This window comes from Bacillus sp. BB081 (assembly GCF_008368895.1).
GTDB lineage: Bacteria > Bacillota > Bacilli > Bacillales > Bacillaceae_G > Bacillus_A > Bacillus_A wiedmannii.
In genome coordinates this window covers 19,324-32,104 of the sequence record NZ_QOZX01000021.1, presented here as the reverse complement: position 1 = coordinate 32,104, position 12,781 = coordinate 19,324, and the positions used below count along the sequence as shown (strand labels likewise).

Below are 12,781 nucleotides of genomic sequence, written 5' to 3'. Positions count from 1 at the left end.
TCTTAGAGCATCTTTTTTTATGAAAAAAAATAAATTTCTATTGCAAAGTGAAAACGCTTTTATTAAAATAGATTTATGAAAACGGTTGCGTAAAGATAAAAATAAAGTAGCATAAGGAATCGTTTTCATAATAGAAACAGAAATTATAATTTAAATCATTATGTTGTTATAAATAAAGGGGAGGAAGAACAGATGAAAATTACGTCTTTTGATTTTTGGCAAAAGTTCGGGAAAGCATTATTAGTTGTTGTAGCTGTAATGCCAGCAGCGGGTTTAATGATTTCTATCGGTAAGTTAATTGGGATGTCTGCTGGGGATATTAACGCAGTTCATACAATCGCTCGCGTAATGGAAGACATAGGTTGGGCAATTATTACAAATCTACACATCTTATTCGCAGTAGCAATTGGGGGATCTTGGGCGAAAGATCGTGCAGGTGGTGCATTTGCAGCGCTATTAGCATTCGTCTTAACAAACAGAATTACAGGAGCTATATTTGGCGTAAACGCTGAAATGTTAATGGATTCAAAAGCTACAGTTTCTTCAGTATTAGCAGGAGATTTAGTTGTAAAAGATTACTTCACTTCTGTACTTGGTGCACCAGCATTAAACATGGGAGTTTTCGTAGGGATTATCACAGGTTTCTTAGGAGCTAATTTATATAACAAATATTATAACTATAACAAACTGCCACAGGCATTAGCATTCTTTAACGGAAAAAGATTCGTACCATTCGTTGTAATTGTTTGGTCTACAGTCACTGCAATTGTATTATCACTTTTATGGCCGTTCATCCAAAGTGGATTAAATGAATTCGGTCGCTGGATTGCAGCATCTAAAGATAGTGCACCAGTTGTTGCACCATTTGTATATGGAACGTTAGAGCGTTTACTATTACCATTCGGTTTACATCATATGTTAACGATTCCGATGAACTACACAGAGCTAGGCGGAACATATACGATGTTAACTGGTTCAAAAGTTGGACAAATTGTAGCAGGACAAGATCCTTTATGGCTTGCATGGATTACAGACTTAAATAATTTACTAGCAAATGGAGATACGAAAGCATATAACGATTTATTAAATAACGTTGTACCAGCTCGTTTCAAAGCTGGACAAGTTATTGGCTCAACAGCAGCGTTAATGGGTATTGCTTTCGCGATGTTCCGTAATGTTGATAAAGAAAAACGTGCAAAATATAAACCAATGTTCTTATCGGCTGCATTAGCAGTATTCTTAACAGGTGTAACAGAACCAATTGAATTCATGTTCATGTTTATTGCTCCAGTATTATATGTTGTATATGCAATTACAACAGGACTTGCATTCGCATTAGCAGATTTAATTAACTTACGTGTTCACGCATTTGGATTTATTGAATTAATTACTCGTACACCGATGATGGTTAATGCAGGACTAACAAGAGATTTAATCAATTTCGTTATCGTTTCATTAGTGTTCTTCGGTCTGAACTTTACATTATTCAATTTCTTAATTAAAAAATTCAACTTACCAACACCAGGACGTGCAGGTAACTATATTGATAATGAAGATGAGTCATCAGAAGGAACAGGAAATGTACAAGATGGTTCATTAGCAACAAAAGTTATTGATTTATTAGGTGGTAAAGAAAATATTGCTGACGTAGATGCTTGTATGACGCGTTTACGTGTAACAGTAAAAGATTTAGATGTTGTTGCACCAGAAGCACAGTGGAAACAAAATGGTGCTTTAGGACTTATCGTAAAGGATAAAGGTGTACAAGCAGTATATGGTCCGAAAGCTGACGTATTAAAGTCAGACATTCAAGATATGTTAGGTGCGTAATAAGATGAAATTGCTAACTTTAAACTGTCACTCTTGGCAAGAAGAGAATCAAATGGAAAAGATAAAATATCTTGCTAAAGTCATTCGAGAAGAAGAGTACGATGTCATCGCATTGCAAGAAGTAAGTCAGTCGATACAAGCTGGAAATGTATGCGGTAACAAGAAAGAAGATAATTTTGGACTTTTACTATTAGAAGAGTTAAAAGCGTTACATGTAAAAGATTACAATATTACTTGGGATTTCTCTCATATTGGTTATGATGTGTATGAAGAAGGGTTAGCGATTATAACGAAGCATAATGTTGTAAAGGAAGATACGTTCTTTATTTCAGAAAATAAGGATACAACGTATTGGAAAACACGCAAAATTGTAAGTGCGACAATTGCTTATAATGATAAGAACATAACGTTTTACTCCTGCCACCTCGGTTGGTGGAATGATGAAGAAGAATCATTCAAAGATCAAGTTAATCGTTTGATGGGGCGTGTAGATAGTAATGAACTTTCCTTTTTAATGGGTGATTTTAATAATAACGCCCGTTTACAAGGTGAAGGTTATGAATATATGATGCAAAAAGGTTTGTATGACACATATGAACTAGCAATAGAGAAGGATGAAGGAACAACTGTCCAAGGTGAGATTGCTGGTTGGGATGAAAATAAACATAATTTACGAATCGATCTAATATTGTGTAACCAAAGTGAAAAAGTTCGTTCTTCAAAAGTCATTTTTAATGGTACGAACAGAAATGTAATTTCAGATCATTTCGGTGTAGAAGTACAAGTAGATATATAATAGAAGAAATCCTCACAGATGATGAAAAGCTGTGAGGATTTTTTTGAGGAATACAAGTATTGCCAAGAGAAAATACTTGTATTTTTTATGACATTTCCTATATATTTGTTATTATTGAATGTAAAACTAATTTGGTCATTTTGTATGCATACTTTTTTTACTTCGTTATATAATGAAGTAAGTGAAATATTTAATGGGAAAAATAGTGTATTTTCGTTTAATCCACGATGTAGAAAGTGATATAATTGCAAAATGTATGTATCATTTTCTAAAGAAGGAAAAATATATAATTAGGTGATAAATTCTATGAAACAAATTTGGCGTATTTATAAGACAGATTTACGGAATGTAGCTAAACATTGGGCTGCAATTGTTATTGTTTTAGGGTTAATGATTTTACCATCGTTATATGCATGGTTTAACATTAAAGCTTCTTGGGATCCTTATGGAAATACAAAAGAGGTTCCCATTGCCGTTTCTAACCAAGATGCAGGCTCTAATTTAAGAGGGAAAGATATCAATATCGGGGACGAGATTGTAGATTCTCTAAAGAAAAACAAGAATCTTGGTTGGAAATTTGTAGACCAAAAGCAGGCGATTTACGGAGTTGAGCGTGGGGATTATTATGCAAGTATTACAATCCCAAAAGACTTCTCTGAAAAAATTGCAACTGTTCTGGATGAAAATCCACAAAAGCCAGAACTTGATTACTATGTAAATGAAAAAGTAAATGCGATTGCACCGAAAATTACAGCAAAAGGTGCATCAGGTATTACGGAAGAAATTAGTAAAAACTTCGTTAAAACAGCAAACGGTGAGATTTTTAAAATCTTCAATGACCTTGGAATCGATTTAGAAACAAACTTACCAAGTATCGAGAAAGTAAAAGACCTTGTCTTTAAGTTAGAAGCGCAGTTCCCAGAAATGAATACATTAATGGATAAGGCGTTAGATGATGCAACTCGAGCAGAGGATATTGTGAAAGTAGCGCAAAAAGAGTTGCCGGTTGTAGAAAGTGTTATGAATGATGGGCAGGAAGCATTAGGGAATTTAGATAGGTTCTTTGCGAGAAATAATGAAACATTGAATCGTGCTCCGGGAACTATTAAGAATAATTTAATTGTAACGAAGCAGGGATTGGATGCTGCAGCGAAAATTACGGATTACTTAAAAAATCCTTCATTTGATTTTAATCTGACACTTCCAGATCCAGCTAAATTACCAGTGTTACCTAATATAACTCTTCCACAAATACCGCAAATACCAGAAATTCCAGCGTTACCGCAAGTGAATGGTGATGGGTATAAGAATATTGCTAAAAATATTGATCAAACTGTAAATAATGTTTTCAGCTCAATACGTGTTGGAACAACTTACGCACAAGGTGTTATAAACGGGTTACAAAATGGTAATTTTGATCCGGAAAAAGCGAAACAAGATCTTAATAATGTTTCTGAAACGCTGCAAGGACGTGCGGATAGTGTTTCATATGTAATTGATGTCTTTACTAAATTTAAAGAGTCGGCATCAACTGATTTTGGAAAAGAATTCTTCCAAAAGAGAATAGAAAGATTAACAAACCTTAAATCAGCTATTGAAAATGCAAATGGTGGCGTTAAAGATATTGCCAATATTATTGGTACAGGGCAAGAAGTGAAACAAGATGTAAGAGATGCTACTAATAAAAAGTTAGATTCAATAAATAACTTGGTAAATCAAGCAGAAGCAGATTATAATGCAACATTCGTAACTGATTTTGAAAAAGCAGTAAGTACAGCCGAGCAATTGAAAGATAAGGCTGAAGGTGTAAAAGAAGATGCGCAACAACTTAGAGGTAATTTAAATCAAGATATAAAAAAAGCGAATGAGTTAGTAAATCAAACCAATGAGGCATTAGACAATGGTAGAGAAAAGTACGATAAGGCTGTAAGTGATTACAGCAGATTAAAAACAGAACTTGGAAAAGCAAGAGAAGACTTAAGCAACGCAGGTGTTAATGGATTAGACTCTACAAAAGTAGCCTTAAATGATTTAAATGGACAGTTCAAAGCAGCATGGAATTTATTTAACGACATGATTCCAGTTCTGGAAAGTACAAATAAAGTTTTAGCAGATGTAAATAGTGATAAGAACACGAATAACACGATTTCTAAATTGAATAAAGTAAAAGATGGTCTTCAAAAAGGAATCGATTTAACTGATAAAGGAATTGACTCTATTAATAAAGGGCAAAAACCAGCAGCAGATGTGATTGAAAGTATTAATGAAGTATCTAAAAGTGTTTCGGGCCAAATTGGTGACATTTTAGCTAAATATGACTCAGAAATCACTCCAAATTTCAATGCAGCTATTGCTCGTACAAAAGAGATGTCTAAAAACACATCTCAAATTTTAAAAGAAGCAGACAAAAAGCTTCCAGATGTTAAAAAGTTACTAGAAGATTCATCAAAAGGCTTAGTAGACGGTAAAAAGAAATTAACAGACATTAAGGCTGACATGCCGGAAACTGAGAAAAAGATTAAAGACTTAGCAAATAAAATTCGTGATTTTGAATCTGAAGAGGATATAAAAGACATCATACGCTTATTGAAAAACGATGTTGAAAAGCAAAGTGATTACTTTGCGAATCCAGTCAATTTAAAAGAGAATAAATTATTTGCGATGCCGAACTACGGTTCAGCGATGTCACCATTCTATACAGTGCTTGCACTATGGGTAGGCGCATTATTAATGGTTTCATTATTAACGGTAGAAGTGCATGAAGAAGGCGCGAATTATAAGAGTCATGAAGTTTACTTCGGACGTTTATTAACATTCTTAACGATAGGTCTTTCACAAGCGTTTATCGTATCAATGGGAGATATATTCTTACTCGGTACGTACGTAGTCGATAAATTCTGGTTTGTGTTATTTAGTTTATTTATTGGCGGAGTTTTCGTTTGTATCGTATACTCACTCGTTTCTATTTTCGGAAACGTTGGGAAATCGATGGCGATCATTTTACTTGTACTGCAAGTAGCGGGATCGGGCGGAACATTCCCAATTCAAATGACACCAGCGTTCTTCCAAGCACTTTATCCGTTCTTACCATTCACATACGCAATTAGTGCAATTCGTGAAACAGTGGGTGGAATGCTTTGGGATATAGTAACTAGAGATTTACTTGTGTTAAGTGCTTTCGTAGTAGTTATGATTGTTGCTGCATTATTACTGAAAACACCAATTAACAAATCAAGTGAAAAGTTTGTTGAGAACGCAAAAGGAAGTAAAATTATTCATTAAAAATAAAAGGTTCCTACCGATAGTGGTAGGAACCTTTTTGTTTAATCAAATTTTAATTTCTTTAATGCTTCTGCGAACGGATTGTTTAATGGTTCTTCTTCTTTGTTCTGCTGTTTCATATATTTTTGAACGTCGCGTTTATCAGCTTTGCTTCCAGATTCCTTTTTACGTCTTTCTTGGAATGTGGATAATTTCTCGCGATAGCCACATTTACATGCAAAGATTTGTCCTGCACCTTCACCACGTAATTCTAACTTCTTCTTACATTGCGGACAACGAGCGTTTGTTGTACGAGATACATTTTTACGATGACCACATTCACGGTCTTGGCATACAAGCATTTTTCCTTTTTTGCCGTTTACCTCTAGCATTGGTTTACCGCAATCTGGACAAGACTTTGTTGAAATGTTGTCATGTTTATATTTTTTATCACTCGATTTTATTTCAGAAACAATTTCTTTCGTATAGTTCTTCATTTCTGAAATGAATACTTCTTTTTTCAGTTTACCCTTTGCGATTGCTTCGAGTTTTTGCTCCCATTCACCAGTTAGTGTAGGAGATTTCAGTTCTTCTGGCACTAAATCAAGTAACTGACGGCCTTTTGAAGTAATGTGAATATCTTTACCACGTTTTTCAAGTAAGAACGAATTGAATAACTTGTCGATAATATCAGCTCGTGTCGCTACAGTACCTAATCCACCAGTTGACTTTAACGTTTCAGCAAGTTGTTTGTTTTGCGTATCCATATATTTTGTAGGATTTTCCATTGCTGAAAGTAAAGTTGCCTCGTTAAAACGTGCAGGTGCCTTCGTTTGACCTGATGTTTGCATAATTAACTTTACAGTTAATGTATCGCCTTTTTCAATGTGAGGTAGAAGTTGTTCTTTTACGTCATCAGTTATATCATCATCTTCAAAGCGATTTTCATATACTTCTTTCCAACCGGCATGTAGAATAGTTTTTCCACGTGCGATGAACGTTTCATTGCCAACTTTTGTGCGTAACGTTAGTTGCTCGTATTCGAATGCTGGGAATAAAACGGCTAAGAAACGTTTTACAACTAAATCATAAATTTTACGTTCTTTATCTGTGAAGGCTGAGAAGTTAACGTATCCTTCTGTCGGAATAATTGCGTGATGATCACTTACTTTACTATCATCAACAAATGACTTATTAGACTTGATAGGCTTTTGTAGTACTTTATGTGCTAAAGGACGGTACTCTCCAACGCCACATGCTTTTAGACGCTCTGGAAGTGTTCCAACGATATCAGATGAAATATAGCGTGAATCTGTACGAGGGTACGTTAGCACTTTATGTTGTTCATACAATTTCTGCATAATGTTTAATGTTTCTTTCGCAGAGTAACCGAACTTTTTATTTGCATCACGTTGTAATTCAGTTAAATCGTAAAGGCCAGGGGAGAATGACTTCTTCTGTTTTTTATCAATTTCCACAACAGTGGCATTTTGTTTATCTAGATTTTTTACAATACCATCAATTTTTTCTTTATTAAAACTACGGCTATTACCGTTTGCATCTTGCCAAGTTAGTTTTAACTTATCAGTTGTTTGCGCTTCGATACCGTAGTAAGTTTGAGCTTTGAAGTTTTTTATTTCATCTTCACGACTAGCGATCATAGCGACAGTAGGTGTTTGTACACGGCCGCAATTCAGCTGGGCATTAAAGCGAGTCGTTAAAGCGCGAGTCGCGTTAAGACCGATGTACCAGTCAGCTTCTGAACGTGCGACAGCCGAAGCGTATAAATTGTCATATGCTTTACCTGGTTTTAAATTTGCGAAGCCATCTTTAATTGCTTTGTCAGTAACAGATGAAATCCATAAACGCTTAATAGGCTTCTGTATTTTAACTTTATCGATAATCCAACGTGCGACTAATTCGCCTTCACGTCCAGCATCTGTCGCTACAATAATTTCATTTACATCTTTTCTAAGAAGCTGACTCTTCACAGCATTAAATTGTTTACCAGTTTGTTTAATAACCGTTAATTTCAAACGCTCGGGTAGCATCGGTAAATCTTCTAAATTCCACTGTTTATATTTCACATCATAGCTTTCTGGATCAGCTAATGTAACGAGATGACCTAAAGCCCAAGTTACAATATATTTACTACCTTCAAGGTAGCCATTTCCTTTTTTATCGCACTTAAGTACACGCGCAATATCACGTGCAACGGAAGGCTTTTCAGCGATTACAACGCTTTTTACCATATTTAAAACATCCTTTCAAATTTCCATACGTTAACTATAGCATACATCTTCTTGAGATTCAGTTTCGCTCCAGATTTGAACGTTTTTTAGTGGTATGAACAAAAATTGTTTGAAATCAAATGATGGTGATAGAACATAATCTACACGATGATGAGACTATGAAAAAAAGATACTTATTTATCCCGCATTAACGGGCAGTAAGACCCCTACCTCAAAATTCAGCGGAAGCCAAGAAGTTAGATAGGGGATCAACTGCCCATAAAAGCCCGATTGGTTCAACTAATAATCAGTGGGGGGTGAACAAAACCCCCACTGATTAAAGTTTCACTTTATTATGCGTATTGTTTTATCAGTTGCTTCTATATGAAATAGAAAGGTAAAGAACTTGTTATTTTACTAGAATAAGAGTAGACTTTGAAGTAGATGAATAATAAGCACATGGGAGTTTGTGGATACAAACTGAGAGTATGACCAATCCGTCATTGACCATTTGAACCTGTTGGATAATGCCAGCGTAGGGAGAGTGTAAAAGCACATGTTCAGGCACTTTGCGTACGCGCAAAGTGTCTTTTTGTGTATCTCCCATCACTATAGTTAGGAGATGAAAAGGATGAATATGAAAGAAATTAGCAAAGTAGTGGATTTGGTGAGAGAGTCTAATCCACTCGTTCATAATATTACAAATGTTGTTGTAACAAATTTTACAGCTAATGGTTTGTTAGCGTTAGGAGCATCGCCTGTAATGGCATATGCAAAAGAAGAAGTGGCAGAAATGGCCAGCATTGCTGGAGCGTTAGTATTAAATATGGGGACACTTCGTCCTGAGGAAGTAGAAGCGATGTTACTTGCGGGTAAATCAGCAAATGTGAACAATGTACCAGTACTGTTTGATCCAGTTGGTGCAGGAGCAACATCGTATCGAACAGAAGTTGCGAGACATATTCCGGCCGAAATCGATTTAGCAATTATTCGCGGAAATGCAGCTGAAATAGCAAACGTTATTAATGAGAAATGGGAAATTAAAGGGGTAGACGCCGGTTCTGGAAATGGCAATGTCGTAAGTATTGCAAAACAGGCAGCAGATGAATTAAATACAGTTGCGGTGATTACTGGAGAAGAAGATGTTGTTACAGATGGAGAGCGAACTATTGTTATTCGAAATGGACATCCTATTTTAACGAAAGTTACTGGAACAGGTTGTTTACTAACTTCTGTAATAGGAGCATTTGTAGCAGTAGAAAAGGATTATGTAAAGGCAGCTGTAGCGGCATTAACGTTTTATGGTGTAGCCGCGGAACTGGCAGCTGCTAAGACAGTGGAAAAGGGACCTGGTAGTTTCCAAATTGAATTTTTAAATCAGTTAGCGAATACCACTTCGGGTGATATTGAGAAGTATGGGAAGATTGAGCTTATATAGTAAGGAGGGGAACTAGATGTCGCGTATTACAAAGGCTGAAATGTCTAGATTATTATCAGTATATTTTATTATGGGAAGTAACAATTGTGCGAAGGAGCCACTACAAGTATTGAGAGATGCACTTGAAGGCGGTATAACAATTTTTCAATTCCGTGAAAAGGGGGAAGGGGCTTTAACGGGAGAGAAACGTATTTGTTTCGCGAAAGAACTACAAGCAGTTTGTAAGGAGTACGGTGTACCATTCATCGTAAATGATGATGTGGAACTAGCTATGGAGTTAGATGCAGATGGCGTGCATGTTGGCCAAGATGATGAAGGAATTACTTCTGTTCGTGAAAAAATGGGTGATAAAATTGTTGGTGTATCTACACATACAATTGAAGAAGCACGCTGGGCAATTGAAAACGGAGCTGATTATTTAGGTGTTGGCCCTATTTTCCCAACGAGTACAAAAAAAGATACGAAAGCAGTTCAAGGAACGAAAGGTTTAGCTCATTTTAGAGAACAAGAAATTACAATACCGATCGTTGGGATTGGTGGCATTACAATTGAAAATACCGCGTCAGTTATAGAAGCAGGTGCGGACGGTGTTTCTGTTATTTCCGCGATTAGTTTAGCTGAATCTCCGTATGAAAGTACGAAGAAATTAGTAGAGGAAGTAAGTAAGAGTTTGTAGAAAAAAGCTATGTAGTATTAAAATGCTACATAGCTTTTTTGATATTAGTAATTAGAAATAGGGGGGATTATTTGAAACGAGAAAGGTTTGTAGTGTTGCAAAATGAGTTGTTTCGTTTATTTGGAAAAGGGGAATTTGATGCCATTTATAGATGTATAGATGAAACGGAAAGAGAATTTCCTGAAAGAATAGATAAAACGAGTTTTTGGAAAGCCTGTGCGTATTCAGTAGAAGGCAAGGGTGAAGAGGCGATTGCTATTTTAAATGGAGCTATGCAAAAAGGGGTTTGGTGGAATCCCCATACACTTATGTATGATGAAGACTTAAAGGCGCTACAAGATAAAGCGGATTTTAAAGTAATAGTAAAAAAGTGTGAAGAAATATTTAAAAAACAGCAGTTAACAGCTGACCCGAAGTTATTTACTTATGGAAATGAAAAAGCGAAGGCTGGTCTATTCTCTTTACATTGGAGAGGATCAAATATAAATGGTTTTGCACCATATTGGTGTGAAGAAGAAATACTAAGTGAGTATATGTTAGGTTTTTCTCAATCCTCACAAATATATGGAATGAACTCTTATAGCTGGGATAATCATGAAATAGCTATAAAAGACGTTATGAAAACTTTTAATGATTTTGTAAATAAATATAACTTGGAGGACATCATCATAGCGGGAGCTTCTCAAGGGGGAAATATAGCGATAGAGTTAGCGTTAAAGAATATGTTAGCGACTCAAAAATTTATTGCAGTTATACCTGCTATTCGAGATGTTAAGGCGATTGAAAGTATAGTTGTATCAAATGATATAACGAATGTAGAAGGATGTATTGTTACAGGAGACAAAGATCTATTTTACGAAAACACACTTCAATTAATGTCAATGTTCGAGGAATATAATGTGAACTGTAAATTAATTGTGAGAGAAGGCTTAGGTCACCTTTTCCCAGAGGACTTCACACAACTATTAAAGAACATAATGGAGGAATGGACGGCCAAAAGTATTTAAACAAACGTTTGATTAAAAAAGCACAAACCCTTTAAAAATGTAGGTTTGTGCTTTTTCTTTAAAACATAATTGATATTAAGAGCATTCCAATTCCGATAGAAGTGAATGTTGCGATTAGGCCTGGAATCATAAAGCTATGATTTAAAACATATTTACCAATGCCTGTTGTACCAGTGCGATCAAAGTTAATCGCAGCAACGATTGTTCCATAGTTTGGAATGAAGAAGTATCCATTTACTGCAGGGAACATAGCGATTAGTAGTGCTGGTGGAATACCGAGTGATAATCCAAGAGGCATTAAAGCGCGTACTGTTGCTGCTTGGCTATATAGTAAAATAGATAGAATGAATAATGCGATGGCAAATAGCCATGGTGCACTTGTTACTAGGTGCTGAATTGATCCTTGAATCATATTTAAGTTTCCGTTAAAGAAAGTATCTCCCATCCAAGCGATCCCCAAAATAGCAACAACTGCTGTTGCACCCGCTTTAAAGACGTTACCAGACACGATGCTTTCTACATTTGGTTTACAGAAAATAATAATAAGAGCTGCGATCGTTAACATAACCATTTCAATTGTGTTTGGCATGGAAAGACGGGCTAACTTCCCATCAACTATCCATCCTGGACGAAGTGCTTCAAATGAACCGAGAAGTACGACAAGGAAAGTTCCTAATAGGAAAAGGATAACTGATAATTTAGCGCCTTTTACACCGACAAATTCTTTTTTCTCTTCAATCTTAGGGATCATTCCTTCTTTTAATCGTTTCAAGTATTCAGGGTCTTCCTTTAATTCTTTCCCCATTTTGCTAGCAACAAATGCAGCTACCATACAAGCGATGAAAGTAGAAGGGATACTTACTTTTAAAATATCTAATAAGGTGATTTTATAGTCAGCTAACATTGCTAGAAGTGCAACTGTTGCAGCTGATATAGGGCTAGCTGTAATTGCTTGTTGGGAAGCGATTACGGCAATTGACATTGGTCGTTCCGGTCTAATCCCAGATTCGCGAGAGACTTCTGCGATAACAGGAAGTACAGAATAAGCAACGTGACCAGTTCCTGCGCACAGTGTAAATAAATAAGTAACAATTGGAGCAAAGAATGTAATACGCTTTGGATTTTTTCGTAATGCTTTCTCAGCCAAATGAACAAGATAGTCCATTCCTCCAGCGGCTTGCAAAGCACCGGCAGCTGTAATTACTGCTAAAATCATAAGCATTACATCAATAGGAGGAGCTGTAGGTTGTAAGTGGAAGACGAAAACAAGTATTGCCATACCAACGCCACCCATTACTCCTAGACCAACTCCGCCTAGGCGTGCGCCAATAAAAATGCAGAGTAGTAACGTAAGAAATTGTAGCCAAAACATGATAAACTACCTCCGAAATTCATTAGTTAAGATATATTCGAATAATTTAATTTAAATGAAAATTGAAATAAATAATCGAAACAATCCTTGTATTATATACATTTTTTATTATATAACACAAGAAATGTAACATTCACGTACTTTGTTAAATTATTTCGAAAAAATAATAC

The 12,781-nt window shown here is 35.7% G+C and carries 8 protein-coding genes and 1 riboswitch; of the genes, 6 read left to right on the top strand and 2 right to left on the bottom strand.

Annotated elements, in window-relative coordinates; genetic code table 11:
* Positions 1-192: 192 nt before the first annotated feature.
* From DN394_RS11960 to DN394_RS11950, 3 genes are all read left to right on the top strand, one after another.
* Positions 193-1,830 carry a PTS transporter subunit IIBC gene (locus DN394_RS11960; protein ID WP_149293816.1) on the top strand — a complete coding sequence of 546 codons (1,638 nt, stop codon included), beginning with the start codon at positions 193-195 and terminating at the stop codon, positions 1,828-1,830.
* 4 nt (positions 1,831-1,834) lie between these two features.
* Positions 1,835-2,626: an endonuclease/exonuclease/phosphatase family protein gene (locus DN394_RS11955; RefSeq protein ID WP_149293815.1), complete on the top strand. Its 792-nt coding sequence runs from the start codon at positions 1,835-1,837 to the stop codon at positions 2,624-2,626.
* A 306-nt stretch (positions 2,627-2,932) separates the two neighbouring features.
* Positions 2,933-5,908 carry a YhgE/Pip domain-containing protein gene (locus tag DN394_RS11950; RefSeq protein WP_098110034.1) on the top strand — a complete coding sequence of 992 codons (2,976 nt, stop codon included), beginning with the start codon at positions 2,933-2,935 and terminating at the stop codon, positions 5,906-5,908.
* A gap of 41 nt (positions 5,909-5,949) precedes the next feature.
* On the opposite strand, the gene topB is transcribed toward DN394_RS11950, so the two are convergent.
* Positions 5,950-8,139, bottom strand: coding sequence for a DNA topoisomerase III (gene topB, locus DN394_RS11945; protein WP_149293814.1), 2,190 nt, complete (start codon positions 8,137-8,139; stop codon positions 5,950-5,952).
* A gap of 428 nt (positions 8,140-8,567) precedes the next feature.
* Positions 8,568-8,677, top strand: a riboswitch (TPP riboswitch).
* A gap of 72 nt (positions 8,678-8,749) precedes the next feature.
* Between topB and thiM the strand changes: the two genes are divergently transcribed.
* The 3 genes from thiM (at position 8,750) to DN394_RS11930 (ending at position 11,239) form a co-directional block, all read left to right on the top strand.
* The gene (gene thiM, locus DN394_RS11940) at positions 8,750-9,556 is read left to right on the top strand and encodes a hydroxyethylthiazole kinase (protein WP_097917461.1); all 807 of its coding nucleotides are present in this window, start codon (positions 8,750-8,752) and stop codon (positions 9,554-9,556) included.
* A 16-nt stretch (positions 9,557-9,572) separates the two neighbouring features.
* Positions 9,573-10,232 carry a thiamine phosphate synthase gene (gene thiE / locus DN394_RS11935; RefSeq protein WP_149293813.1) on the top strand — a complete coding sequence of 220 codons (660 nt, stop codon included), beginning with the start codon at positions 9,573-9,575 and terminating at the stop codon, positions 10,230-10,232.
* 71 nt (positions 10,233-10,303) lie between these two features.
* Positions 10,304-11,239 carry a DUF3089 domain-containing protein gene (locus DN394_RS11930; protein ID WP_149293812.1) on the top strand — a complete coding sequence of 312 codons (936 nt, stop codon included), beginning with the start codon at positions 10,304-10,306 and terminating at the stop codon, positions 11,237-11,239.
* 58 nt (positions 11,240-11,297) lie between these two features.
* On the opposite strand, the gene DN394_RS11925 is transcribed toward DN394_RS11930, so the two are convergent.
* Complete coding sequence (locus DN394_RS11925) at positions 11,298-12,611, bottom strand: anaerobic C4-dicarboxylate transporter family protein (protein WP_149293811.1); 1,314 nt, start codon at positions 12,609-12,611, stop codon at positions 11,298-11,300.
* Positions 12,612-12,781: the final 170 nt, after the last annotated feature.